Source organism: Neobacillus sp. OS1-2, assembly GCF_030915505.1.
GTDB lineage: Bacteria > Bacillota > Bacilli > Bacillales > Cytobacillaceae > Neobacillus.
The window spans coordinates 4,603,916-4,627,415 of the sequence record NZ_CP133265.1; the positions used below are offsets into that span (position 1 = coordinate 4,603,916).

Below are 23,500 nucleotides of genomic sequence, written 5' to 3' on the forward strand. Positions count from 1 at the left end.
TATATATTCTAAATTACCTTTCTAAAAAGGAGTATATTTCATGGGCTTTATTTTTTACTTTATTCTTATCATGCTTGTACCACTTATAGTCCAAGTATACTTAAGAAATACCTATTCCAAATATTTAAAAGTGGCCACCTCCTCTGGTTTTTCCGGAGCCATGGCAGCTCGGCGAATTTTAGATGCAAATGGGTTATACGATGTTACGGTTGAACAGGTGTCAGGCCATTTATCGGATCACTATGATCCAAGAACTAGAAGTGTTCGGCTGTCCACGGCTAATTATCATGGTACTTCCATTGCTTCGATTTCCGTGGCGGTTCACGAGGTTGGTCATTGTCTTCAGCAAAAGGAGGGCTATGTTCCGTTACGCATCCGACATGCACTAGTACCTGTGGCAAATATAGGGTCAAACATTTCATTTATCTTAATATTAATTGGACTACTCCTATCATCCGCAAACCTTTTATTACTAGGAATAGCTGCCATGGCAGCTGCAGTCTTATTTCAGGTTATTACACTTCCAGTTGAATTCAATGCGAGTTCCAGGGCACTAAATATGATGATTGGTTCAGGTCTAATTAGGAATGATGAAGAGGGTAAGGCGAGGAAAGTTCTTAATGCTGCTGCGTTAACCTATGTGGCTGCAACGGTAGTTGCTATAGCAGAGCTCCTTCGTTTTGTTCTCATGTTTACGGGAATGCGTAATAATGAGGATTAATAAGGAAATATTGTTTATTAAAAGTTTCAGTAAGGTCACTAAAAAAGTGTCTGGTACTCCCATTTTCATCTGGGTGCCGGCACTTTTTTATTTTTCAATAAAGCAGGGCTGAACTGATTCTATAGTCTCATTTTCACCTATTTTAAGCCCACTTTACGTAATCTCATAAACGGGTTCCTACGTAAACGCATACATTACTATGGAACAACCAGTGACAGGGGGTGAATTTGATGAGTCATGGGCAATCTTCCTGTGGTGTATTTGGCATTTTTCTTGGTTTTATAACAGGTGCGATTTGGCTGCTACTAGCGGTATTGGGATTTACTAGCGACTTCTTTGTTCTACTTGGCCTTGGAACCCTAGGAAATATTTTAACCATTCTTATTGCGTTAATCGGCTTCCTAGCTTTTATAATCTTTGGATTACTTGTATTTAAAAAAGCTTGGCATCAGCGTCGTTAATAAGTGGTAAAATGTTGAAAAATGCTGCACCTATTTTTTAGGGTGCAGCATTTTTTCATACTTGAACTAACGTATATAGGCATATTACTTATATATTTATATTAATTTGGTTACAATTCTAATAGAAATGGAGGATAGTGGATGTGGCGCTTTTTTTCAATCCTAGTAATACTATTTATATTATATGTTTCTGGACCAATTATTAAACAGAAATTCGCTAGTGCTGATTATGTAAAGGAAATGAATCAAGTTGAATCCAAACTAAATGATGTTATAAACAATCCTGGATTACAAGCAACCATCGATTCTCTATCTGATGGGATGGAACAATTAATAGAGCAGCTTGGTCTTTTTTTAGATAAACAACAAAAAGAGGAACCTCAAGATCAAAAAAAAATAACGGTACACCCACCGGTTAATCAAGTTTTTTCCGTCCATAATATAGAACTTGGTGCCACTAAGGAAGGTATTGAACACATTGTAGGCCAATCAAACCGAGAAACACTTAATGAATACGGAGCAAAGTGGTATGCCTATCACACCAATTATCAAAACTTTTTTATGATTATGTACGACGATAAAAAACGGGTAGCAGGACTATACACGAATCAAGATTTAATTTCCTCTAACAATGGAATTAAGTTAGGTAGTTCGAAAGAAACGGTGCGAGCTGCGCTTGGAGAACCATTAACTGGGATTCAAAAGGGGCTGACTGTTTTTCAATTACAAGAAAATGCTGACTATGAGGTCTATCTGCTAGATGAAGGTTATGTTACCATTTTCTACGACAAACACGAAAACAATACAGTGACAGCCATGCAATTAATCAACAAAGAAATGGAACAAAAGAAACATGAACTGTACACTAGTGCAAGTCCGGCATTAAAAGAAGGATTTGAATTGCAACTATTCGATTTGACGAATGCATCTCGTGTTGAGCACCAGCTTCCCATTCTGTCATGGGATGACCATGTAAGAGAAACAGCTCGGAAGCATAGTACCGATATGGCGGTCAATCACTACTTTGATCACACAAATCTTAAAGGGCAGTCGCCTTTCGATAGAATGAAAGAGGATCATATCATCTTTTATTTAGCCGGGGAAAACCTTGCATATGGGCAGTTTAGCAGTATTTTTGCCCACGAAGGGTTAATGAATTCTCTTGGACATAGAGAAAATATTTTGCGAAAAGGATATAAATATTTAGGTGTGGGCGTTGCCTTTAATGATCAATCACAGCCATATTATACGGAGAACTTTTATGCTAAATAAGAAAAGCGCTGGAGCTAGACAATTCTCAAAGTCGAATTTTATGCTTTCTTATCCTTTAAAAAAAGAATCGGTGCCTGGTCCCAGCTAGTCACACGCATTAGCTCACTGGGTTCCGGCACCCGATACCTATTTTCCTTTACTTATTAGAGGTTGACAACTCAAATTGTGATTTCAGATAATAATATACCCCGTCTTCATCGCAAGTGAAATCAGTCACGTCATTCGCAATTTCTTTTATGCGATCAGGTGCATTTTTCATCGCGACTGCATAATTGACAAGTTTCAGCATGGGCAAATCATTATCACTATCGCCAATAGCCAGCGTTTCATGCACTGACAACCCAAAGTGTTTTAACATCTGTTGAACTCCGGTTGCTTTGTTCACGTTTGCAACCATCACCTCAACATTGTGTTCAGAAGAAACCGACATGGTAAAATCTACTTCTTTCTTCAATTGTTCTAGCACTTTTTTCCAGGTCTGGATATGTTCTATTGTTCTGGCAAAAAAGTAAAATTTGGAGAATTCATTTCCTTCTAAATGATCCTTCCAAGCAATTTCTTCTTTTAGTGCCTGTTTACGTGATAGCCACTCATTCAAACCGACACTGTCCGGTTTAGGGTCTCTTATTTCATCCTCAACATAGACTTGGTCTTGCTTTAGCGTGACTCGAGGAGTTCCATATGGAAAAAGTTCATAGTACACCATATGTTCTCTCGCTTTTTTTATAATAGTTTCAACCAAATTAAGCGGGAGTGTATGTTTAAATATGATTTCGCCATCAACATATCCCGCCATACCATTTGACGTAACGACCCCATCAACTTGAAATCCAGGCGGCACCATTGGTTCTATTTCATCAAATGCTCTTCCTGTTGCTATAAAAACATAATATCCTTGTATCCGTAATGCATCTATTATTTCCTTTGTATGTATACTTACCACATTTTGGTGGTTTAGTATCGTCCCATCCATATCTAAAAATATTGCTCTAGGTTTAAATTCCAAGCTTATTCCCTCCTGCCATCACCACTTTACCTTATTAGACCAGGAGGATCAAGCTGATTGCAGTAGAATTATGTTTTTTGATTCGCATGATGTCGGTCCACTTGATAGATAAAGGCAAACACTTCTGCAACAGCATTATACAATTCTTCCGGAATGGTTTCATTTAATTGCAGTTGACTTAATAACTCCACTAAGGATGGATCCTCCTGGATCGGAACCTGATGTTCTTTTGCTTTTTCAATGATTGAATTTGCCACATGTCCCGCGCCTTTGGCCACCACTTTTGGAGCCGCTTGTTGAACCGCATTATAGGTTAAGGCAACAGCTTGCATTCGTTTTGTTTTTTTACTCATACTTTTACATCTACCCTTTTTGAAAAATCCCTTGATAATAAGGTGGGAGTCATCTGTATTTTCCCTGTCTTCCCTTTACCATTAGGCGGAACCACCTGTATAAACGAAAGCTTATAGCCGACATGTTCGAGCTTTTCCTTTAAAGTTGGAGTTAAAGTTGGAATAAGTAATGCTAATTCGTCTGAATTGTTAATAACACAAATATGAACCACCCGATTTTGCACCTGCATGTCGATTACCGTTTCTTTTAAACTTTCCAAATCTAAGTAAAATAAGATTCGGCAATGGTCAGAATCAATTTGGCCATTCTTTGTTTTATGGCCCTTCCATTGGATGGTTATATCCGTTTGTCTCTCATTAAGCGTTAATGGGAATTGCATCACCAATTGCTGCATCGGCCCTGTTAAGTCTTGTGAGATTAGTTGCAAACCTGTTAATCGATGTAACAGAGGCTCTAATTCCTTTCCTTCTGTGCCGAGTTCCGCAATGGCACTCATTAAGAGAGGTTTTAATGATCGAAGTGGGTCCATAGATCTCTTTAGGTCTTTTGACCATAACTCTACTTCATTTTCATAGTCTAAACCTAACGTGCGACTCATCGTTTGCAGCATTTGTTTTACATCACTACCGCTACTTAGTTCATCCATTGTATAACTTATTTGAAAACTTTCCAGCATTTGTTTTAATGATTCCACTTTCTCATAGGTTGAAAATCTCCCAGTTCCTAAAAAAATCCGGGCTTTTTCTAGTTGACTGGTAAACGATTCCGTTTCTTGTATCGCAATTAACGATTGAAAGGTTTGTTTTGTAAAGGGCAATTCTTTTTTGATCATCCATTCAAGGGCGGTTAGTTCTTTCTTATCAGCGACACTGTTTATCCAAACCGAAGCAGTCCTTAACTGCTCATTTGTAAATGGGACTTCTTCCGCTAAAAAATACTGCAATAATTGCTGATTTTGCTTAGTGTTGGGAAGTTGAAATTGTTCGCACAATGCTTTCACCGGAATGCCTGGCCCTTTATCTTCTACTACTTTCAGTTGAATACGGCCTTCTTCACTTTGCAAAACCTCAAATATGTACCTATCTTCAATTAATGAAGCCTTAATTTGAGCCACCACTCTTGTACTACCAATCTGAACAATCGCAGTCTCATTTGGAAGAAATTTCTCCACTCTGCCATAAAACATTTGCCCTGGTTTAAAAGATAGCAAAGTTGCTTTTTGTACATTTTCAACATTCATTAGGGATTGGATCAATTGTACTGGATTCATAAAAAAACTCCTTTAAACTATTATAAAACGAAAGAATAAATATGTAACCAGTAAATAGAACCTGCCTGACGCATTTTAATCCATGAATGTTTCAAACGAATCTGAAGTAACAATGACACTTGCTTATATTTTATGGAAAGAAAAAAGCTTGGCGCCCAAGCTTTTTTTCCTTTTCCGCAAACCAGAAGTATTTATAGAAACTGGAAGAGTAAGATTAGTAGAATTGGTGCAATTACTAGAAGATAACCAATTGGATTGGCGAAATTCAGCGTCCAGCCCACGCCAAAACGTTTTTCAACAAAGATGGATGGATCGTTCCGATTAAAATAAAACAGTCCGCCTTTCCAATAAGAATCCTCATCAAAATCAGTGATTTTTCCATTTACCTGACCTGTAGTCTTTTTGTCAGTACGCCCCACTTTCACGGCAAAGATAACGTTCCCCACTAAAATGACAAGAAGGAAAATTAACGGAATGGCGACCAGCCAATTATTTGAGATTAATTTCGGGTGAATGGTCGACAACTGAAGACAGCTAAATAATAAGGTGATTAATAGACTTGTTAGAAACATAAACCAGCTGGAATACTTCCTTAAAGCTAGCTGCCTAAGCCTGGAATCCTGTGTACTTGTCGCACTTAATTTTATACCGGATTTTTTTGTTGCGATATTCATTCCAAGAAACATGAACTGCATCACCAATAAGACTAATGTCATCGAAATAGCGGAAAACGGTGTCTTTTCTGTAAACGCATCTGGTTTTCCTTTGATTCCCCAATGTGTTGGAATCTGTTCCGGCAAGATAGTATATTGGAAAATCGTATAACCAATTAATCCGATAGCGATAGTAATCGGCAATACATAAACATACCAAGGAAGCATTTCATCCTGTAAACGGATAGATAAATCTGTAATTTGAACCTGTTGTAAATCTTCCTTCCACTTTTTTGTTTTCTTTAATTGAACAATCTTTCCGTGAAAATAAAAATAAAGTGACATGCTAATTAAAACAATTCCAAATTGAATAACGGTTCCGCATAACACTATAAGCTCCTCTGTTGGGTTTTTTGTAAGGGCCCATATGGTATAAATACCCAAAGTGATGATAGATGCGAAGAAGACGATAAGGGCATACCTTTTTTTATAGTCCGCAAGTTTTTCATTTTTGATAAATGGTTCTGGTATCGTTACCCCAAATACAACTGTTCGTTTAACAAGGAACGGAATAGCCGTTTGGATAATCAATAAAAAGAGCGAGATGATAAGGAAAATGAATAAAGACATAAAGTGCTCCTCCTCTATTTAAAATTGTATTCCTTCATTCTTAATCTTCGGTTAAATCATGTATTATCGATGTTATTAGCTCCTGTATCTGCTCACTAGCCAGGCCAATAACAAGCGCCTCTGCAATCACTGGCCTTAGTTCAGTGGAAATCCTTTGGTAAGAATAAGAATCAACAGTCATTCCTTCTTTCGATGAAGCAATCACAGCCCCAGACTTGGGGACAATCTGAATAATTCCCTTTTTTTCTAATTCATGATAACTCTTATTTACTGTGTGCATATTAACGCCCAGGTCTGCTGCGAAGGCCCTTACTGAAGGAAGTGCAGTGCCTGATTGGATCTCTCCTCGTGCAATTCCCTCAATTATTTGATTGGTCAATTGAGTGTAGATTGGAACATCAGCATTAGGTTCAATTCGGATAATCATCTTTTCCCCTCCAATCTGTTCTATATTTATTATAACAATATTGTTCTATAATAGCTAGAACAGTCATTATATCCTTTAAACATTTTTCAAACCAATCAATACAAAAAACTGTCGAGAAATTCTCGACAGTTTTTTGTTCAAATATAAAATTAAATATCCTTTAGCATAATTTCTGTGCAATTCTTGTGTTATCCGGAATGGAACTTAGTTCAACGATTGAGTAAGCCGCATTCGTAATCGCTTGAGCCAGCGTCTCACCAGATGCACAAATGTCATTAAAGCAAATCTTGGAAAAATCTTTTCTTGTATAGGTAAATCCTAACTCCTTTAATCGCTCCACAATTAGCATCGCATGGTCAATATTGTCCTCCGGCTGAAAATCAGATTCATGAATAAAGACTCCCTTTTCATAGTCAAACCAACGATCCCATCTATTTAACTTCCAACCTAGTATTCTACGTGCAATTGAGTCGATTTTATTCATTTTCATCAATCCCCTTTTCTACATTAATTTATTATTGCTCCATATGTTATATAACAGCGTTATTAATTAATTGTAATTATATAACAGCACTTGATTAATTTCCAGTATTTATTGAAAAAATTTTCAGAAGGATTATTTTAAGTATGGCATTTCTACGCTTACATTGAACTCCATATACATAAAAGTAAAATATTGATAGGAGTATATATCAATGGACAAACAAAATAGCGGATTTAGATGGGTTGTTTTTGCTTCTGTATTGTTTACATACTTTTTAATGGCAAGCCAAAGAACGGCACCTGGATTAATTACTGACCAGGTTATGAAGGATTTTCATGTAACTGCATCCACCATCGGGTTACTGACAAGTATGCAATTTTTTGCCTACACTGGTCTGCAGATTCCCTTTGGAATCCTAGCAGATCGGTATGGTCCCAATCTTTTTCTTATTTTAGGGGCAATACTGACTGGAATAGGGACAATACTTTATAGTCTTGGTACGAATGAATTTTTCCTTTTTCTCGCCAGATTTCTAACGGGGATTGGGGATGCAACGATCTGGGTTAATCTTGTGTTAATTTTGAGTCAATGGTTTAGAGTAAAGGAGTTTGTCAGATTAATTGGGCTAGCGGGAATGACCGGAAGTCTAGGATTCTTGCTGGCAACCGTTCCTTTTTCAGCATGGATTGATTTATTGGGATGGAGAACAGCGTTTTTTTCAGTGGGAATGATGTTATGTCTTTGCGGAATTCTCCTCTATTTTGTACTGATTCAAAAGTCAAAGAAAATACCCCCAAGCAAAACAATAACTAAAAAAAATGAGATAGAACGGGAAAAAACACTGATTTTACTGCGCCGCATATTTTCCAATCGGCAGGCATGGGCCTTATTCCTTTGTCATTTTGGAGTTGTCGGTGCATATGTAGGATTTATCGGTTCGTGGGCTGTTCCTTATGGAATCCATGTATATGGTATGACTCGGTCGGATGCAAGTCAGCTTATTATGATTGGGCTCATCGGGGCCCTTATAGGAGCTCCGTTAACGAGTTGGATCTCAAGTGTGTTGGCAACGATAAAACGGCCATATGTAATGGTTCATCTCACCATTTTATTGTGTTGGGCTGCCTTTATTTTGTTTAATGGGAAGCCGCCAATTTTGATGCTGCATATACTATTTTTTATCATTGGCTGTGGTTATGGGGCAAGTGCTTTAACCTTTGCCATCGTCCGCCAATCCTTTCCAAATAGGGATTTAGGAGTTGTCTCGGGGTTTGCAAATACTGGGGGTTTTTTAAGTGCCGTCCTGTTGCCGAGTATTTTTGGAATGGTACTAGACCGTTTTCCTGCCACACCAAACAGTATTAGTGTGGGATATTACTACAGCTTCTTCATACCAGTGGTCTTCTCCCTTATTGGCTTGATGGGTGTAATTTTTATTAGGGAAAACCTGCCCGTGATCAGCCGAGAGAAAGGTCTTTTTAAGAAAAAGTGACTGGGACCTTCCAAATAGGAAAACACCAGTCACTCTTTGTATATTCATGATGCAGCTTTAGTAGAGGGATAAATGGCCTTATGCTCGCGACCAGTCCGTCCTTTTCCTAAACTAATCAATGCCATAAACGATATACAATAAAGTAAAGCAAGGTAACTCATTGCAACAGTGACCGTAGCATGCTGTAATATGAAACCAACTAAAATTGGAGATAAGCCTCCAACTGCTCGACCAAAGTTGAATATCGTGTTAGTAGCCGTACTGCGAACTTCAACTGGAAAGTAATTACTGATTAATGCACCATATCCAGCAAACATTCCATTCGAAAAGAATCCGACGATAGCGCCACCAACTAAAAGGCCTGTACTGCCGGATGCATAGGAATAGAGGAAAACCGACACTGCTGAGGCAAATAAGAAAATTCCGTATGCCTTCTTCATCCCCAGTCGATCCATGAATTGCCCAAATGTCAGCATTCCTGCAATCATTCCTACTGCAGTACTTATCGTCCAAAGTGCAGAACTTGATACTGATAATCCCTGTGATTTTTGCAGCATTGATGGCAGCCAAATCATCAGTCCATTATAGCCGGCAATTTGAACACTCGCCATTATAGCTAATGCCACTGTTGTTAAAGCAATCCTTTTTGTTGCAAATAATTGCTTTAAATTTCCTTGCTTCGGCACAAGCTTTTTCACTTTTTTCGAAGCTAGCCATTCCGGGGATTCGGCTAAATTCTTCCGCACAATAAAGGCAAAGATAACCGGAAGCACTCCGACAAGGAACAATCCTCTCCAACCCCATGCCGGAAGTAGGATAGCGCTAAGTAGTGCGGCAAGAATCACCCCATATTGAGCCCCGATACTAACATATGATGAAGCACGTCCCTGCTTATTCTTTGGCCATGCCTCTGCGACCAATGCCATGCCGATTCCATATTCTCCTCCTGCTCCTAGACCAGCAATAAATCGAAATAGGTATATTTGTTCAATATTTGTTGCCAGTCCGGTTAGTGCCGTACCGATAGCAAACAAAATGATCGTATAAGTAAAGATCTTCACTCTTCCAAACCTGTCTGCTAGAATTCCGAAAATTATTCCTCCAACGAGCATCCCTATGTTGGTAATAGAAGAAATAAGTCCACCCGTTGCTAAATCAATATGAAATTCTGCGATTATGAGGGACATAGCAAAAGAAATAAACATAATGTCCATTCCCTCTAGGGTTAAACCTGCGACTGAAGCTACTACTGTTTTTCTCTGATAATTCACTTTTTGACGTCTCCTTCCAAGCCTCTCTGGACTATGATTAAAAGATACTTTGGCAAAATAAGATGCCCCTTCATCCAAAGGACAAAAGGGCATCATATAAGAACAGAATATACGAAGTTACTTTCGCCTTTTGGTCTCTCTGGACCAGATTAAAGGGAATATATTTTTACTAATACTATCATGACAATTAATTTGTGACAATAATTTTTTTACTTCGAATTTTTGATTTTGTAATTTTTATGATTCACAATGGTTATTAATGGTTCGCCTTTATCCTTTGAAAAACCGTATTGAACAATTACAGAATTTTCCCTAATGGCAGAAACCTCACCTTCAAAGGAGTTCCCTTCCCGCTTAAAGGAAATAATATCGCCAACTTTTGCAGTAGCCATTCCATCACCTCTTCTTTATCTTATCCAGAAAATAGTTTATACTAAATGAACTATCATATTCAATAAAAGGAGATATTTTCTATGACTGAGAATCATCAACCCGAAGAGGGAAAGAAGAAAATCAGCTTGCAAGAGGCAATGAAGCAGCAATTAGCAAACAAAAAGAATCAAGCCTCCTCTAGTAATGGAAATACAAATGCAAACCTTTCAACTAAAAAGTTGAAGAGCCAGCAAACAAAGAAACCAAGCAATACCCGCAGAAAAATGGGTACCTAATGAACGGGCAAAATCGGAAAGACATAGTCCCGGGCCTGACAGTTGACATTGTTTTAAAAAAGGACCAAAGAACAGGTAAACTTACTAGAGGAATCGTAAAAGATATCCTTACCAATTCAAGCACCCATCCCCATGGCATCAAAGTAAGGCTAACAGATGGCCAGATTGGGCGCGTTCAGAAAATTAATCCCAATTAAGTGAGTAAGAAAGCATTTATGGAACATTTCCTGAAATGATTTTTTATTTAAAATGAAGTTTCACAGATTACCATTCAAACTAAACCATGATCATTTTTTGTTACCCTATTGAAAAAGGGAAGTGATTCCTACATCACTTCCCTTTCTTCATTTATTCTTTCGTTAATGTTAAGGAATTGTCCCTACTCATTTCTTTTTCTAACTGTGTCAGCTGGGCATCAAAGCTACTGTTGCTGAAGGACTTGCTAACTTTTTGTTCTAACCGGTCGAGGTAGTGCTCAATATCTTTAAACTTCGAGAATGACTTTTGGTGGTAAGAATCAGATTCTAACACCTGGTTCATTCCGATATTGGCACGTGTAATATTTTCCCTGCCCATTAATTCCATTCTTCGTAAATGCATATCCTTCAGTTTTTGCTTCATTTCCTCATATTTTATTTCTAATTCAATTAACTGCTCTGTTGCCTGTTCAAGTGATGCTTCTAAGCGTTGCATACGCTCTGAATAATGCTGATGCTCGGCCGTAGCAAATTGGCAGAGTTCTTCTTCCCCTGCTTTTAAAGCAAGTTCTGCTTGATACTTTCTTTTTTCAGCTAATTCCCTTGCTAGGTTATGCTCTCTGGTAAATTCATCTTTTAATTGCGACTGACGTTCTACCAATTTCCCAACCTTTGCTGCTTCCTGCTCACATTGGTGGAGGTATTGATTGAGTTTAGCAATCGGATTTTGTTTTTCCTTTTGATGTAGCGTTTCATTTATATCTGCGACGATAATATCTTTTATTCTAGTAAATAAGTTTGTCATGTACTATTTCCCCTTTCGATATTTTTATTTCTTTAATTCATTCCATTGGTTTTCAAAACTAACAAATGGATCCATTTCATTTTTTACTGCCGTTTTTTTGTTTTTGTTCCAATTTTTATAAACAAGATAGAGCACATATGCAGCACCCACTCCAATAAGAGCTGGGATGTGATGGATTGTTGCTGAAAGGACCAGTAATCCGATGATGATTAAGCCAATTTTCATCCCTGTGGATTCTGTTTTTAAAAATTGCTTAAAGATAAAGTACAAAATTGCTAATCCAACCAGTAATCCAATCATTGGACCAATTGTTTTAAGTAATATCATGGCGGCAAGGCCTCCTGCTACCAGTAAACCAAATTGTTTCATTATTTTTTCCTCCTTAATTTCGTATCTAATTTGTTTTCCTTATCTTGATTCCATCTTACCTTTTTTCAGGATGTTTCATAATTGCGCTTGAGCTTGATTTTTCTATCGGTCTTAAGACTTAGGTGATGCAGGACCAATTTATTCATGCTTAAAAAAAGGACAAACCCCGACTGGTTAGTCCTTTTTCATATAAATGCGGGAATCAAGAATCTCACCTATCTATGTAAAGAAACTGTAATACTAATCTATCTCTTTCATTCATAGAAATAGAAACTAATAAACGATTTACGAGAAATCAACTAGGAGGGAATAGATCGATGAAAAAACTAATTTCCACATTGACAATAGTGGTTGCACTCTTATTTGCTTCCCCGGCTTTTGCTTACACCGTTAAAAGCGGGGATACCATGTCTAAAATTGCGAGAGATAATAGCCTTAAGTTAGCAGATTTAGCAAGACTTAACCCGCAAATTCAAAATCTTGATTTCATTCACATTGGGGAGATTGTACATACAAATAAATCAGAAGAAACAACAACGAAACCGGAAATCGTTGTGGGAAATTCAGAATACGAAATCAATCTGCTTGCTAGACTAGTTAGGGCTGAAGCACAAAATGAGCCCTATCAAGGAAAAGTAGCTGTCGCCTGTGTCGTGCTTAACAGAGTTGATAGCGTCTCCTTCCCTAACACCATTAAAGAGGTTATATATCAAAAGGGGCAATTTCAGCCTGTACAGAATGGTCAAATCGATAAACCTGCTGATGCGGATTCTATCAAAGCCGTTCATGAAGCAATGAATGGGAGCCGGAATATAGCAGCCGGGTCGTTATTTTTCTATAATCCTGCCATTGCTACTAGTCGTTGGCTTGATTCAAGATCGACAACATTAGTGATTGGACGACATGTATTTAAAATCTAAGTATCCTTAGAATTTTCCCATTCTACGTTACAGCAAAAAGAAAGCTCATTCGGTCAAGGAATACTTCCTCCCATTTTCCGAATGAACAGAACCTTCCGTTAAAAAACAATCGTTTTATTTTGATGGACAATAATTCGGTCTTCTATATGCCATTTTACTGCCCTTGCCAATACACTTCGTTCAATCGTACGACCCAATTTTTTTAGGGTATCGACATCTGAACGGTGATCGACTCGAGCAATGTCCTGTTCAATAATTGGCCCTTCGTCCAAATCATTCGTCACAAAATGAGCAGTCGCGCCAATAATTTTCACTCCGCGTTCATAGGCTCGTTCATACGGTCTTGCGCCAATAAACGCTGGTAAGAAGGAGTGGTGGATATTGATAATTTTTTTCGCGTTAGCTTCCACGAATTTTGGTGTTAATATTTGCATATAGCGCGCTAAAACTATCACATCTATAGCATACTCATTGAGTAGCTGCAGCTGTTGTTCTTCTACTTGTTCTCGAATCTCTTTATTTGCCGGAATATAATAGAATGGGATATTTAAACCTTCCACCACCTCTCTCGCCTCTTCATGATTACTAATAACTAAAGCGATCTCGGACATTAAATCCCCGCTTTGCCATTCCCATAAAAGTTCCAACAGGCAGTGAAGTTCCTTTGATACAAATATCGCAGCTTTCTTCACTTTGTAAACAGGAGTTAAACGCCAGTCCATCGAAAATTTTGCGGCAATTTCAGTAAATTTTAGCACCATTTCGTTTTCTTTTGTTTTTAATAACGGGCATTCAAACTCAATCCGAATAAAAAATATGCCGCCCTCAGGATTGGTTGAGTACTGACTGGACTCGATGATATTGGCATCAAAAGAAAATAAAAATTGCGAGATGGCTGACACGATCCCAGGCTGATCCGGGCAGCTAACTAACAAACGCCCACGATTTTGGTTATGTTGTTTAAATTGTTCGATTTGATTTTTAATAGTGAAATTCATATGTTTATTTTCCTTTCTGTTAATGACCACCATTATACAGTAGACAAGACTCCTTTGTTAAGAACTTTCATATAATTGATAAATATCCATCTGCTAAATCGGATAGCTTTTTCTGTAAATAATTTCACAACCTCAAAAAAATTGCTTATCAATCCCCCCTCCATTAACGCATTTTTCATCCTCAAATTTATTTTCATCATGTAACCGCTTTAATTTCCCAAATTTTTAAAATATATGATATATTCAAGTAAATAAAAAATAGGGAGAGAAAATTATGACAGTGAAAACACAACGGGCATACAATTTTAATGCTGGGCCATCTGCATTACCTATTTCAGTCCTCGAAAAAGCCCAAGCAGAACTAATCGATTTTCGTGGTACTGGAATGTCAGTCATGGAGCTTAGCCACCGGAGCAGTACCTATGAGGAAGTTCATAATCAGGCAATTAACAGCTTAAAGGAACTACTGTCTATCCCGGATCAATACGAAGTACTGTTTCTCCAAGGAGGAGCCAGTCTTCAGTTTTCCATGATCCCAATGAACTTTTTAAAACCGGGTAAAAAGGCTGGATATGTGATGACCGGTTCTTGGTCTGAAAAAGCATTCGCAGAGGCGAAATTGTTTGGGGATGTTTATCAGGCAGCATCTGCAAAAGATGGAAATTACCGAAACATACCAACTGTTTCAGAATTAAAGTTTCATCCAGAAGATGCCTATTTACATCTAACTTCCAATAATACAATTTATGGTACACAGTGGGCAGATTTTCCAGACACTGGGGATGTACCGCTTGTTGCTGATATGTCGAGCGATATTCTATCAAGGCCGATTGATGTCAGTAAATTTGCTCTCATCTATGCCGGCGCCCAGAAAAATCTTGGCCCTTCTGGCGTAACTGTTGTCATTATTCGTAAGGATTTCCTTGAACAAGCGAACACCAATATCCCAACAATGTTAAAGTACAGCACACATGCTAAAAACAACTCCCTATATAATACACCGCCAACCTTTGGCATTTACATGCTGGGAGAGGTTCTTAACTGGGTTCGTGAATTCGGCGGATTATCTGCTATTGCTGAACAAAATGAAAACAAAGCTAATCTTATCTATCATACAATCGAAACTAGCAATGGTTTTTACATAGGCCATGCTGCGCCAGATAGCCATTCACTAATGAACATCACCTTTAATTTAAAATCAAAAGAACTAGAGAAGAAATTCTTAGAACAGGCTAAACAGGAAGGCTTTGTAGGAGTTAACGGTCATCGCTCCATCGGTGGATGCCGTGTATCAGCTTATAACGCCGTTCCGTTTGAAACATGCAAGGCATTCAGTGAGTTTATGGGTGTATTCCAAAAGAAAAATAGCTAACTAAATGAAAAACGGAGGCATTCTTGTAAAAAGAATGACCTCCATTTTTAGTCAGATAGTACTGTTCTATTCTTTTTTATGAACTAAATCTTACTTAATGTACATGCCTTTTGTGATGGTAAAATCTATTCATCGTCCACAATCTCTTTTAAGATTTCATACGAACGTTTTTGTTTGTCAGGATCATAAATATAGGATACCGCCATAAGTTCATCAACGTTATATTTTTCTTGGAAATGAATGAGTTGTTGTTTGACTGTCTCTTTACTGCCCATTAGGGTCACGCTAGACATCGATGATGCCATATCCTTCTCCGCTGAATTCCAAATCTCATCCATGTTCTCAACAGGAGGTTGCAACGGACTTCTTGAACCTCTTACTACATTAAGGAAAAATTGCTGCATCGTTGTCGACTGCCAATTTGCTTCCTCATCCGTTTCAGCAGCAATAACGTTTAAACAGACCATCATATAGGGCTTATCTAAGTAGTCAGAAGGCTGGAAACGACTGCGATAAATTGATATCGCTTCTTCCATATACCTTGGCGCAAAATGGGATGCAAATACATATGGCAAACCTAATCTTGCAGCTAGGTAGGCAGAATCTGTTGACGAACCGAGAATATAAATTGGAATATTCGTACCGACACCTGGATAGGCTCTCACATAACTTTGCCTTTCTTCAGGACCAAAATAGGTAAGCAGGGCATTAACATCATCAGGAAATGTATAAACAGAATCATTTTTCGAGCGCCTTAAAGCACTTGCGGTCATCATGTCCGTGCCGGGAGCTCGGCCAAGCCCAAGATCCACACGATCTGGATAAATCGTTGCCATTGTTCCAAATTGTTCGGCTACAACTAATGGGGAATGATTTGGTAGCATCACACCGCCAGATCCCACCCGGATGTGATCAGTATGTTCTAATGTATGTTTGATTAAAATAGACGTGGCAGAACTGACAAGTGTTGGCGTATTATGGTGCTCAGCAATCCAATAGCGCTGATAGCCCATTTTTTCAACTGCTTGTGCCAATTCCACCATGGCATCGATCGCTTCTTTCGGGCTATGTCCCTCGCGTATGGGGGCTAAATTTAAGACAGACACAGGTATTTGAATGGTTGCCATATTCATTTGTCCTTTCTATTAGGAGTACACTCCCATCATACCAATAGGAATATAAGAATTAAACTTAAATGCCTATGCAGGACTCCTGCCGGTTTTCCATAAGAAAAAGAGAAGGTTTACCCCTCCCTTTCGTAAAAGACTCTTAACCCTTTTTACTCTTTCCCTGCTGAATGGGCACATGTTGTGGTCGTTCTGGGTAAAATCCTTTTCCTGCATCGTCAGGGCCAGTTAGGGTATTTCTTTGATCCAATACCCTGCCGTTGAATTCAATTGGATTTTGCTTTTTCATGGTTTGCCTCCAAATAGTATGTCACTTAACTTAACTTTTCTTGGCTTGCTTTTTCATCCTTACCTCTGCTTCACTCATTTTGATATTGCTTCTAGGTTTACTTTTTTGAAGAGCCTTTTTTAATTCCACAGTAGCATCATCATCAGTGCTATATCGCTGATCCATTCTCTGCTCTCCTTCCATGACTGTTTTTGAACATGCATTCCGATTTAGTATTGATCTCTATATTACTTTTTATGTTGACTAAAAGAGTATCAATTATCGATTTCTGAATTGCCCTGCTGACCTTTCTTTGATTTGAATAAATTTTTTGAGACGGCATTTAGTAAATTAAGAAACCGGTTGAAGCTAAATCCTACAATAAATGCGATGCTTATTGCTCCGTATGGCGTATCCCCATAATTAGTGAATTCAATTTGAAGGAATCCGCTTCGAATTAAGGTGACTGCCATGACCGCCGTTCCTGTTGCGAAAATAGGATAAAAAATATACATAATCCATTTACGATAATCTTGTAATTCGTCCTCCATATAATGTGAACAGAACATATAGAGATGCCTTAGTGACCCTCCAATGGCTCCTGAAAAGAAATAGAAAAGGAAATTCTTAATTTGGGGAATGAATGGCAGTGTTTTTTCGAGAAATCCTGCCATTAGAACAGTTATTGCCAAAAAACTACCGAAAAACAAAAGAGATAAATAAAGTAAAATAATGGCTTTCAACCAACGCTTCAAGAAATCACCCCGTATTTCAGATAATGTATCTTATGAAAGGGGCATCAGCGACGTTTAACTTATTTGTCTTTAATTTTTAATAAAAATCTGCAAATTTAGTAAAAATAACATCGAAACCTTTGACAAGCTAATAAAAATAATGTAAATTAGCAAATGTACGAACAATAATAAGTTATTAATCTTAAATATTCGTGTTTAGGGGTGCAATTCATGGAAAATGTATTTGATTACGAAGATATTCAATTGGTTCCTGCAAAGTGTATAGTAAATAGCCGATCAGAGTGTGATACATCTGTAACTTTAGGTGGTTATACCTTTAAATTACCTGTGGTTCCCGCAAATATGCAAACTATTATCGATGAAAAGACTTCCATTTACTTAGCAGAAAATGGTTACTTCTATATCATGCACCGTTTCGAACCTGAAAGACGCCTTTCTTTCATTAAAGATATGAAATCTCGTGGATTGATCGCTTCAATCAGTGTAGGCGTCAAAGAGGAAGAATATCAATTCGTCCAACAATTAGCCGCTGCACAGCTTACGCCTGAATTCATAACAATCGATATCGCGCATGGTCATTCCAATGCCGTGATCGAAATGATTAAGCATATCAAAAAATTATTACCTCAAAGCTTTGTGATTGCCGGTAATGTTGGTACTCCAGAAGCTGTAAGAGAATTGGAACATGCTGGTGCAGATGCAACAAAAGTGGGCATTGGACCAGGAAAGGTGTGTATTACGAAGATTAAGACTGGTTTTGGAACTGGTGGCTGGCAATTAGCCGCACTTCGTTGGTGTGCAAAGGCAGCAAGCAAACCTGTTATTGCTGATGGCGGAATTCGAACACATGGTGATATCGCTAAATCTGTTAGATTCGGAGCGAAGATGGTCATGATTGGTTCTTTATTTGCCGGCCATGAAGAATCTCCAGGTGAAACCGTTGAAAAAGATGGCAAGCTGTATAAAGAATACTTTGGTTCCGCATCGGAATTCCAAAAAGGGGAAAAGAAAAATGTAGAAGGCAAAAAAATGTTTGTCGAATACAGAGGCGCATTAATGGATACGTTAATCGAAATGGAGCAAGATCTTCAATCATCCATTTCCTATTCAGGTGGCAACAAATTAGAAGCGATTCGTAACGTAGATTATGTCGTCGTGAAAAATTCTATTTTTAATGGCGATAAGATCTATTAAGATAATGTCCCTAAGATTAATGTCCTCATGAATACACTCATGAGGACACTTTTTTTACTATTTTATGATGAAAAATTGTTAATGAATTCTCTAACTTGGTCTTGTGTTTTAGCATTCGCACTATGTAAATGGGCCAACTTTTCACCGTTTTTAAAAACCAATAATGAAGGGATCCCCATCACATTTTGTTCCTCAGAAATTTCCGGAAATTCGTCACGGTCCACTTTAATCCATTGCATATCCTGGTTCTCTTCAATTACTTCATCAATGAACATTGCTAACCGTTTACAGTCCGGACACCAAGTAGTGGTAAAAATACCCACAGTTAGTTCATCTTTTGCGATTTGCTCACGGTATTCTTGTTCGGTTTTTACTTCTTTCATGTACATTCGCCCCTATTTCATTGTTTGTATGATGCCAATATTAGATTAAAATCATTGGTGCTAGAAATCAAGGAATTACACTTATTTCTATCCTTCCACTTACACTGTCGAAAGATAAATCCAATTCCGAAAAATTTTTCAACCGTTTATTAAAATTAATTTTGACAATTATGTGAACAACAGGAATAATATATAAAAAGGGGGATGTGGAATATGAAGGTAAATGAAAAAATCCTAAATACAGTTAAGATTTTCGGCGGACTATTATTAGCTATTGGTATTGCGACATTTTTCTACAGTTTTTTTGGAAACGGTTACAGTAATTTAACAGGTATTGCAATCGGAATCATCGTTGGCGCCGTTTTCATCTTTCTAATGGGAATATTTTTTGTCGTGACAGAAGAAATGCTGAAAACAACAGAGAAAAGGATCCAGTTTGAATCTGTAAAAAGAAAATAGGAGCGCCGAGATCATCGACGCTCCATTTTGTTTTCTTATTTATCTCACATATCCCATTTAAAGAGGAATAATGTACCAAATACCGTAAGCAAAGCAATGAAAATCATGAAGTAAACATTCCCGTAAATAGACAACTTATCCTCAGTTTCCCCAGCATGCATAAACACAATTAGCTGCACGCCTGCTTGTATGAACGCTGTTACAACAAGAATCGTCATTCCTACCGTGAATGACATATCTAAAAAGTAAACAGCAAGAGCAACAGTTGTTAGAAGTAAAGAAAATACAAACCCCATTATTTGTTTAGCTGGGAATAATTCTTTCATTTTTACATCATTCCTTTCAAGTAAATGAAGCTGAAGATAAAGATCCAGACGACATCTAAGAAATGCCAGTAAAGTGAAAAGATAAATGATTTATTTGTTGTTTCTGGAGTTAACCCATATTTTTTCACTTGTACCATGATTGCTAATCCCCAGAACAACCCAAATGTTACGTGAGCTCCATGAGTTCCTAATGTGGTCAGTAGGCTTGCAGTAAATGCACTTGTTTGAATACTAGCCCCGTCATGAATATACGTAAGAAACTCTTCAATTTCAAACCCTAGGAACGCAAGACCGAGCAATAATGTAATGGCAAAGAACGTCATCATTGCTTTTTTCTTACCTATCCGCATTGCATGTATACCAAGTCCAATTGTAAAACTACTTGTTAACAGCAGGATTGTTTCAATTAATACAGGCGTTATTTCAAAAATTTCTAATCCGGCAGGGCCGTTACCTGTTCTATTCTCTAATGTAAAATACGTAGTAAAAAGTGTTGCAAATAGCATAATTTCGGCTCCAAGAAAAATCCAGAAACCGAAAATATTCAATTTATTTTGACCAGTGCTATATTCAAGAGGTTGCGAGTGATCTACATTCATCTTTTAGCCCCCCCTAATCTTTCCTCTGTTTCTTTAATTTCTTCTATTGATATATGTCGTCCATGATCTTTTTCAAATGAGCGGTATACCAAACATGCAATGATTCCAATTGTTGAAATAATGACAAGCGGCCAGATCGCAAATATGAACGAAAAGCCCAATATGAAGAAGATAGCACACATAATAAACGGAACTCCGCTGTTGTTAGGCATATGGATTTTTTCCAATTCACCTGAGAATAACGGATGTTTATTTTTCTTGGCATCCCAGAATGGCTGACTTGAATGAATTTCTGGTGTAATGGCAAAGTTATATTCTGGTACAGGAGTATGTGTAGCCCATTCTAATGTACGCGCATCCCAAGGGTCGCTTCCAATATTTCTTGGTGAATACCGAATACTGTAATAAATATTGTATACGATTAAAATGAAGGAAATCGCCATGATCCCTGCGCCAACAAATGAAACCATATTCAAAGGACCATAACCAGTTGACTCAGAATACGTGTACATCCTTCGTGCTTGCCCGTCTAACCCAGTGATATACATCGGGAAGAATGCTAACACAAAGCCAATAGAAAGCAGCCAGAAGGTCCATTTACCAATTTTTTCATTTAACATGAAGCCGAACATTTTTGGCCAGTAATACGTAAAACCTGCCAGCATGGCGAAAACCACTCCAGGGATAATCGTATTATGGAAATGAGCAACTAAGAACATAGTATTATGATATTGATAATCAGCAGCTGACATGGCCAGCATTACGCCCGTCATACCGCCAATGGTGAAAAGCGGAATAAAACCGATTGAATATAGCATTGGGACGGTAAAGCGAATTTTCCCTTTCCACAAGGTAAATAACCAGTTAAAAATCTTCACCCCTGTTGGGACGGAAATCATCATGGTTGTGATGGAAAAGAAGCTGTTCGATGCAGCCCCTTGGCCCATGGTAAAGAAGTGGTGAGCCCAGACAAAGCAGGAAAGGACTGAAATAAGAACCATTGACCAAACCATTGATTTGTACCCATAGAGGTTACGTCCTGAGAATGTGGAAATAATCTCACTATAAATACCGAAGGCTGGTAAAATTAAGATATACACTTCGGGATGTCCCCAAACCCAGAACAAGTTTGCCCAGAGCATATCCATGCCGCCATTTTCTGTTGTAAAGAAATTCGTTGCAAATAATCGATCCATGGTTCCCATTGCAAGTGCAACGGTTAATACAGGAAAAACAGTCACAATGATAAGATTAGAAACTAAAGCAGACCATGTAAACATTGGCATTTTCATTAATGTCATACCAGGTGCTCTCATTTTCATGATGGTCGTTAACATATTAATACCTGTCATTAATGAACCAAGTCCCGATATTTGAATAGCAATCATATAATAATTCGTCCCTACTGATTCACTGAATTCAGTACCTGCAAGCGGGAAATAGGATGTCCATCCTGCATCAGGCGAACCACCAATAACAAAAGAGATATTAAATAACATTGCCCCCATAAAAAACAACCAGAAACTAATGGCATTTAAACGTGGAAACGCAACATCACGGGCTCCAATTTGTAATGGAACAAGATAGTTCATGAAAGCAAATATGAATGGCATCGCCATAAAGATAATCATAACGACACCGTGTGTGGTGAAAATTTCATTATAGTGTTGCGCATCTAGCAATTTATTTTCAGGTGCAGAAAGCTGAGCACGCATCATAATGGCATCCACACCGCCACGGAACAACATTAACAACGCAGAAATTAAATACATCATACCAATCCGTTTATGGTCAACGGTTGTTAACCATTCGCGCCATAGATATCCCCATTTTTTAAAATAGGTTAATCCAGCTATAATTGCGATCACAACCAGACCAATAGCAACCATAGAGGCATAGATTACCGGGCTTGGATTGGGTATAGCGAATCGTTCAAAAAATTCCATCCGATTTATACTCCTTCCGAGATAATATTACTTACTGTTTGATCCAGTCTTCGTCTTAGTTTAATGATTCATCATACTGTGATCAGAATGTTTATCTGAGTTAGGTTTCGCTTCTTCAGTGTCTGATGAGTCATGATTACCATGCTCTCCTGGTGGTGGTAAAAAGCCTAAGTGTGTTCCTGTAAACGTCATCTGTCCTAGGTGCCCAGGTTTTAACAATTCATCAAATTTACCTTCTGTTAGTGGTTTAGCAGTATCTTTCACTTCCCCCACCCAATCGTCAAAATCATCCTGCGACATGGCGGTAACGTTAAACGTATTTTCAGCCGATCCTTTTCCACTAAAGTTTGCATTCCGCCCCATAAATTCACCTGGTTCATCAGCTGCTAAATGGAGAGTGGTAATCATATCAGACATCGCGTATTTTTGCCCTCCAAGCTGCGGAATCCAGAAACTCGTAATCGGCCCATATGAATATAACTTAAATTCAATTGGTCGGTCAGTTGGAATATACAAATAATTAACCGTTTCAATATTCTCTTCAGGATAACTAAAATGCCATTTCCAGTCCGATGATGATGCATAAATAACTAACGGTTTTTGATCCTCATAACCTTTCGGTGTTGCCTCAACAATATAGTTACTTTGAACAGAAACGAAAGAAAAATAAGCAACAATAATAATAGGAATTCCTACACAAATCGCTTCAACCCATGGATTCCCTTCTATATGAGGTGGTTCATAGTCTACAGCTTGATTAGAGGCACGATATTTGATTAAAACAAATACTAAAATAGCAAAAACGACTATGACAATAAATGACATAATTCCAATAGATAACAAGATGTCACTTGCCTGTCTTTCAGCTTGAGGTCCTTTCGGATCCAGGACCATTAATGGTTCACAACCTGTTAACACAGTGGCTATAGTAAAAAGTAGTGTCAATAAAGCCCATTTCATTTTTTGGTAGATCCCCTTTCCATTATTCTAAAAAACCAAAGCATACTCTTTTTAAAAAATATGTGATATAAATCACATTTCGTAGTTCTATATTAATATCATTCTTGAAGAAA

Annotated in this window: 30 protein-coding genes; 10 read left to right on the top strand and 20 right to left on the bottom strand. The window is 37.9% G+C overall.

The window, feature by feature from the left end; translation table 11 throughout:
- Positions 1 to 40: 40 nt before the first annotated feature.
- The 3 genes from RCG19_RS22945 (at position 41) to RCG19_RS22955 (ending at position 2,454) form a co-directional block, all read left to right on the top strand.
- A complete protein-coding gene (locus tag RCG19_RS22945) occupies positions 41 to 721 on the top strand; it encodes a zinc metallopeptidase (protein ID WP_166240699.1) in 681 nt (226 codons plus the stop codon).
- 230 nt (positions 722 to 951) lie between these two features.
- Positions 952 to 1,182 (top strand): ABC transporter, encoded by a 231-nt coding sequence (locus RCG19_RS22950; protein WP_308109085.1) that lies wholly within the window; start codon positions 952 to 954, stop codon positions 1,180 to 1,182.
- 141 nt (positions 1,183 to 1,323) lie between these two features.
- Positions 1,324 to 2,454, top strand: a complete 1,131-nt coding sequence (locus RCG19_RS22955) for a CAP domain-containing protein (RefSeq protein ID WP_308109086.1) — start codon at positions 1,324 to 1,326, stop codon at positions 2,452 to 2,454.
- A 136-nt stretch (positions 2,455 to 2,590) separates the two neighbouring features.
- Here the strand turns inward: RCG19_RS22955 and RCG19_RS22960 are convergent, their stop codons facing one another.
- From RCG19_RS22960 to RCG19_RS22985, 6 genes are all read right to left on the bottom strand, one after another.
- Complete coding sequence (locus RCG19_RS22960; protein ID WP_308109087.1) at positions 2,591 to 3,460, bottom strand: HAD family hydrolase; 870 nt, start codon at positions 3,458 to 3,460, stop codon at positions 2,591 to 2,593.
- A gap of 68 nt (positions 3,461 to 3,528) precedes the next feature.
- Entirely contained in the window at positions 3,529 to 3,813 is a 285-nt protein-coding gene (locus RCG19_RS22965) for an EscU/YscU/HrcU family type III secretion system export apparatus switch protein (protein WP_308109088.1), read from the bottom strand.
- Positions 3,810 to 5,084 carry a hypothetical protein gene (locus RCG19_RS22970; protein WP_308109089.1) on the bottom strand — a complete coding sequence of 425 codons (1,275 nt, stop codon included), beginning with the start codon at positions 5,082 to 5,084 and terminating at the stop codon, positions 3,810 to 3,812. Before RCG19_RS22970 ends, RCG19_RS22965 begins: the two co-directional genes overlap by 4 nt.
- A 191-nt stretch (positions 5,085 to 5,275) precedes the next feature.
- Positions 5,276 to 6,367: a DUF1648 domain-containing protein gene (locus tag RCG19_RS22975; protein ID WP_308109090.1), complete on the bottom strand. Its 1,092-nt coding sequence runs from the start codon at positions 6,365 to 6,367 to the stop codon at positions 5,276 to 5,278.
- Positions 6,368 to 6,407: 40 nt separating this feature from the next.
- Positions 6,408 to 6,794, bottom strand: a complete 387-nt coding sequence (locus tag RCG19_RS22980) for a GntR family transcriptional regulator (protein WP_308109091.1) — start codon at positions 6,792 to 6,794, stop codon at positions 6,408 to 6,410.
- A 160-nt stretch (positions 6,795 to 6,954) separates the two neighbouring features.
- Positions 6,955 to 7,278 (bottom strand): BC1872 family protein, encoded by a 324-nt coding sequence (locus tag RCG19_RS22985; RefSeq protein ID WP_308109092.1) that lies wholly within the window; start codon positions 7,276 to 7,278, stop codon positions 6,955 to 6,957.
- A 211-nt stretch (positions 7,279 to 7,489) separates the two neighbouring features.
- Here RCG19_RS22985 and RCG19_RS22990 point away from each other — a divergent pair, with 211 nt between their 5' ends.
- Positions 7,490 to 8,770, top strand: coding sequence for an MFS transporter (locus tag RCG19_RS22990; RefSeq protein ID WP_308109093.1), 1,281 nt, complete (start codon positions 7,490 to 7,492; stop codon positions 8,768 to 8,770).
- Between the two features lie 44 nt (positions 8,771 to 8,814).
- Here RCG19_RS22990 and RCG19_RS22995 read toward each other — a convergent pair whose 3' ends face one another.
- Positions 8,815 to 10,041: an MFS transporter gene (locus tag RCG19_RS22995; RefSeq protein ID WP_308109094.1), complete on the bottom strand. Its 1,227-nt coding sequence runs from the start codon at positions 10,039 to 10,041 to the stop codon at positions 8,815 to 8,817.
- A gap of 209 nt (positions 10,042 to 10,250) precedes the next feature.
- Complete coding sequence (locus tag RCG19_RS23000; protein WP_308109095.1) at positions 10,251 to 10,433, bottom strand: DUF2187 family protein; 183 nt, start codon at positions 10,431 to 10,433, stop codon at positions 10,251 to 10,253.
- An 81-nt stretch (positions 10,434 to 10,514) separates the two neighbouring features.
- Here RCG19_RS23000 and RCG19_RS23005 point away from each other — a divergent pair, with 81 nt between their 5' ends.
- Positions 10,515 to 10,709, top strand: coding sequence for a hypothetical protein (locus RCG19_RS23005; RefSeq protein WP_166240679.1), 195 nt, complete (start codon positions 10,515 to 10,517; stop codon positions 10,707 to 10,709).
- Positions 10,709 to 10,906, top strand: coding sequence for a YwbE family protein (locus RCG19_RS23010; RefSeq protein WP_308109096.1), 198 nt, complete (start codon positions 10,709 to 10,711; stop codon positions 10,904 to 10,906). The genes RCG19_RS23005 and RCG19_RS23010 overlap by 1 nt, the downstream gene beginning before the upstream one ends.
- Before the next feature lie 151 nt (positions 10,907 to 11,057).
- On the opposite strand, the gene RCG19_RS23015 is transcribed toward RCG19_RS23010, so the two are convergent.
- Together RCG19_RS23015 and RCG19_RS23020 are read right to left on the bottom strand one after the other, a co-directional pair.
- Positions 11,058 to 11,711: a PspA/IM30 family protein gene (locus tag RCG19_RS23015; protein ID WP_308109097.1), complete on the bottom strand. Its 654-nt coding sequence runs from the start codon at positions 11,709 to 11,711 to the stop codon at positions 11,058 to 11,060.
- A gap of 24 nt (positions 11,712 to 11,735) precedes the next feature.
- Positions 11,736 to 12,080, bottom strand: coding sequence for a lmo0954 family membrane protein (locus tag RCG19_RS23020; protein ID WP_308109098.1), 345 nt, complete (start codon positions 12,078 to 12,080; stop codon positions 11,736 to 11,738).
- Between the two features lie 317 nt (positions 12,081 to 12,397).
- On the opposite strand from RCG19_RS23020, the gene RCG19_RS23025 reads away from it, so the two are divergent.
- Positions 12,398 to 13,000: a cell wall hydrolase gene (locus tag RCG19_RS23025; RefSeq protein WP_308109099.1), complete on the top strand. Its 603-nt coding sequence runs from the start codon at positions 12,398 to 12,400 to the stop codon at positions 12,998 to 13,000.
- Positions 13,001 to 13,098: 98 nt separating this feature from the next.
- Here the strand turns inward: RCG19_RS23025 and purU are convergent, their stop codons facing one another.
- Positions 13,099 to 13,998, bottom strand: coding sequence for a formyltetrahydrofolate deformylase (gene purU / locus RCG19_RS23030; RefSeq protein WP_308109101.1), 900 nt, complete (start codon positions 13,996 to 13,998; stop codon positions 13,099 to 13,101).
- 274 nt (positions 13,999 to 14,272) lie between these two features.
- On the opposite strand from purU, the gene serC reads away from it, so the two are divergent.
- Complete coding sequence (gene serC / locus RCG19_RS23035) at positions 14,273 to 15,370, top strand: 3-phosphoserine/phosphohydroxythreonine transaminase (RefSeq protein ID WP_308109102.1); 1,098 nt, start codon at positions 14,273 to 14,275, stop codon at positions 15,368 to 15,370.
- A 125-nt stretch (positions 15,371 to 15,495) separates the two neighbouring features.
- Here the strand turns inward: serC and RCG19_RS23040 are convergent, their stop codons facing one another.
- The 4 genes from RCG19_RS23040 to RCG19_RS23055 form a co-directional block, all read right to left on the bottom strand.
- Positions 15,496 to 16,497, bottom strand: a complete 1,002-nt coding sequence (locus tag RCG19_RS23040) for an LLM class flavin-dependent oxidoreductase (RefSeq protein WP_308109103.1) — start codon at positions 16,495 to 16,497, stop codon at positions 15,496 to 15,498.
- Between the two features lie 142 nt (positions 16,498 to 16,639).
- Positions 16,640 to 16,786: a hypothetical protein gene (locus RCG19_RS23045; RefSeq protein WP_308109104.1), complete on the bottom strand. Its 147-nt coding sequence runs from the start codon at positions 16,784 to 16,786 to the stop codon at positions 16,640 to 16,642.
- Between the two features lie 30 nt (positions 16,787 to 16,816).
- Complete coding sequence (locus RCG19_RS23050; RefSeq protein ID WP_278187280.1) at positions 16,817 to 16,951, bottom strand: hypothetical protein; 135 nt, start codon at positions 16,949 to 16,951, stop codon at positions 16,817 to 16,819.
- A gap of 89 nt (positions 16,952 to 17,040) precedes the next feature.
- The gene (locus RCG19_RS23055; protein ID WP_166240656.1) at positions 17,041 to 17,520 is read right to left on the bottom strand and encodes a hypothetical protein; all 480 of its coding nucleotides are present in this window, start codon (positions 17,518 to 17,520) and stop codon (positions 17,041 to 17,043) included.
- 210 nt (positions 17,521 to 17,730) lie between these two features.
- Between RCG19_RS23055 and guaC the strand changes: the two genes are divergently transcribed.
- Positions 17,731 to 18,714 carry a GMP reductase gene (gene guaC, locus RCG19_RS23060; protein WP_308109105.1) on the top strand — a complete coding sequence of 328 codons (984 nt, stop codon included), beginning with the start codon at positions 17,731 to 17,733 and terminating at the stop codon, positions 18,712 to 18,714.
- 62 nt (positions 18,715 to 18,776) lie between these two features.
- On the opposite strand, the gene RCG19_RS23065 is transcribed toward guaC, so the two are convergent.
- A complete protein-coding gene (locus RCG19_RS23065) occupies positions 18,777 to 19,097 on the bottom strand; it encodes a thioredoxin family protein (RefSeq protein ID WP_308109106.1) in 321 nt (106 codons plus the stop codon).
- Between the two features lie 213 nt (positions 19,098 to 19,310).
- Here RCG19_RS23065 and RCG19_RS23070 point away from each other — a divergent pair, with 213 nt between their 5' ends.
- Positions 19,311 to 19,556, top strand: coding sequence for a DUF2207 domain-containing protein (locus tag RCG19_RS23070; protein ID WP_166240650.1), 246 nt, complete (start codon positions 19,311 to 19,313; stop codon positions 19,554 to 19,556).
- A 44-nt stretch (positions 19,557 to 19,600) separates the two neighbouring features.
- Here the strand turns inward: RCG19_RS23070 and qoxD are convergent, their stop codons facing one another.
- The 4 genes from qoxD to qoxA are packed head-to-tail and all read right to left on the bottom strand — an operon-like array spanning position 19,601 to position 23,387.
- Positions 19,601 to 19,882, bottom strand: coding sequence for a cytochrome aa3 quinol oxidase subunit IV (qoxD, locus tag RCG19_RS23075; RefSeq protein ID WP_166240648.1), 282 nt, complete (start codon positions 19,880 to 19,882; stop codon positions 19,601 to 19,603).
- 2 nt (positions 19,883 to 19,884) lie between these two features.
- A complete protein-coding gene (gene qoxC / locus RCG19_RS23080) occupies positions 19,885 to 20,481 on the bottom strand; it encodes a cytochrome aa3 quinol oxidase subunit III (RefSeq protein WP_166240646.1) in 597 nt (198 codons plus the stop codon).
- A complete protein-coding gene (gene qoxB, locus RCG19_RS23085; protein ID WP_308109107.1) occupies positions 20,478 to 22,427 on the bottom strand; it encodes a cytochrome aa3 quinol oxidase subunit I in 1,950 nt (649 codons plus the stop codon). Before qoxB ends, qoxC begins: the two co-directional genes overlap by 4 nt.
- 60 nt (positions 22,428 to 22,487) lie before the next feature.
- On the bottom strand, positions 22,488 to 23,387 hold the full coding sequence (qoxA, locus tag RCG19_RS23090; protein ID WP_166240642.1) for a cytochrome aa3 quinol oxidase subunit II: 900 nt from the start codon (positions 23,385 to 23,387) through the stop codon (positions 22,488 to 22,490).
- Positions 23,388 to 23,500: the final 113 nt, after the last annotated feature.

What these genes read in the sequence shown, in the direction of transcription:
- purU (WP_308109101.1), bottom strand. Translation starts at nt 13,998, where the DNA reads ATGAATTTCACTATTAAAAATCAAATCGAACAATTTAAACAACATAAC.
- qoxA (WP_166240642.1), bottom strand. Translation starts at nt 23,387, where the DNA reads ATGAAATGGGCTTTATTGACACTACTTTTTACTATAGCCACTGTGTTA.
- RCG19_RS22970 (WP_308109089.1), bottom strand. Translation starts at nt 5,084, where the DNA reads ATGAATCCAGTACAATTGATCCAATCCCTAATGAATGTTGAAAATGTA.
- RCG19_RS22945 (WP_166240699.1), top strand. Translation starts at nt 41, where the DNA reads ATGGGCTTTATTTTTTACTTTATTCTTATCATGCTTGTACCACTTATA.
- RCG19_RS23045 (WP_308109104.1), bottom strand. Translation starts at nt 16,786, where the DNA reads ATGAAAAAGCAAAATCCAATTGAATTCAACGGCAGGGTATTGGATCAA.
- RCG19_RS22975 (WP_308109090.1), bottom strand. Translation starts at nt 6,367, where the DNA reads ATGTCTTTATTCATTTTCCTTATCATCTCGCTCTTTTTATTGATTATC.
- RCG19_RS23050 (WP_278187280.1), bottom strand. Translation starts at nt 16,951, where the DNA reads ATGGATCAGCGATATAGCACTGATGATGATGCTACTGTGGAATTAAAA.
- RCG19_RS23070 (WP_166240650.1), top strand. Translation starts at nt 19,311, where the DNA reads ATGAAGGTAAATGAAAAAATCCTAAATACAGTTAAGATTTTCGGCGGA.
- RCG19_RS22955 (WP_308109086.1), top strand. Translation starts at nt 1,324, where the DNA reads ATGTGGCGCTTTTTTTCAATCCTAGTAATACTATTTATATTATATGTT.
- RCG19_RS22985 (WP_308109092.1), bottom strand. Translation starts at nt 7,278, where the DNA reads ATGAATAAAATCGACTCAATTGCACGTAGAATACTAGGTTGGAAGTTA.
- RCG19_RS23065 (WP_308109106.1), bottom strand. Translation starts at nt 19,097, where the DNA reads ATGAAAGAAGTAAAAACCGAACAAGAATACCGTGAGCAAATCGCAAAA.
- RCG19_RS22990 (WP_308109093.1), top strand. Translation starts at nt 7,490, where the DNA reads ATGGACAAACAAAATAGCGGATTTAGATGGGTTGTTTTTGCTTCTGTA.
- RCG19_RS22980 (WP_308109091.1), bottom strand. Translation starts at nt 6,794, where the DNA reads ATGATTATCCGAATTGAACCTAATGCTGATGTTCCAATCTACACTCAA.
- serC (WP_308109102.1), top strand. Translation starts at nt 14,273, where the DNA reads ATGACAGTGAAAACACAACGGGCATACAATTTTAATGCTGGGCCATCT.
- qoxD (WP_166240648.1), bottom strand. Translation starts at nt 19,882, where the DNA reads ATGAAAGAATTATTCCCAGCTAAACAAATAATGGGGTTTGTATTTTCT.
- RCG19_RS23040 (WP_308109103.1), bottom strand. Translation starts at nt 16,497, where the DNA reads ATGGCAACCATTCAAATACCTGTGTCTGTCTTAAATTTAGCCCCCATA.
- qoxB (WP_308109107.1), bottom strand. Translation starts at nt 22,427, where the DNA reads ATGGAATTTTTTGAACGATTCGCTATACCCAATCCAAGCCCGGTAATC.
- RCG19_RS23020 (WP_308109098.1), bottom strand. Translation starts at nt 12,080, where the DNA reads ATGAAACAATTTGGTTTACTGGTAGCAGGAGGCCTTGCCGCCATGATA.
- qoxC (WP_166240646.1), bottom strand. Translation starts at nt 20,481, where the DNA reads ATGAATGTAGATCACTCGCAACCTCTTGAATATAGCACTGGTCAAAAT.
- RCG19_RS22950 (WP_308109085.1), top strand. Translation starts at nt 952, where the DNA reads ATGAGTCATGGGCAATCTTCCTGTGGTGTATTTGGCATTTTTCTTGGT.
- guaC (WP_308109105.1), top strand. Translation starts at nt 17,731, where the DNA reads ATGGAAAATGTATTTGATTACGAAGATATTCAATTGGTTCCTGCAAAG.
- RCG19_RS23010 (WP_308109096.1), top strand. Translation starts at nt 10,709, where the DNA reads ATGAACGGGCAAAATCGGAAAGACATAGTCCCGGGCCTGACAGTTGAC.
- RCG19_RS22965 (WP_308109088.1), bottom strand. Translation starts at nt 3,813, where the DNA reads ATGAGTAAAAAAACAAAACGAATGCAAGCTGTTGCCTTAACCTATAAT.
- RCG19_RS23005 (WP_166240679.1), top strand. Translation starts at nt 10,515, where the DNA reads ATGACTGAGAATCATCAACCCGAAGAGGGAAAGAAGAAAATCAGCTTG.
- RCG19_RS23000 (WP_308109095.1), bottom strand. Translation starts at nt 10,433, where the DNA reads ATGGCTACTGCAAAAGTTGGCGATATTATTTCCTTTAAGCGGGAAGGG.
- RCG19_RS23015 (WP_308109097.1), bottom strand. Translation starts at nt 11,711, where the DNA reads ATGACAAACTTATTTACTAGAATAAAAGATATTATCGTCGCAGATATA.
- RCG19_RS23025 (WP_308109099.1), top strand. Translation starts at nt 12,398, where the DNA reads ATGAAAAAACTAATTTCCACATTGACAATAGTGGTTGCACTCTTATTT.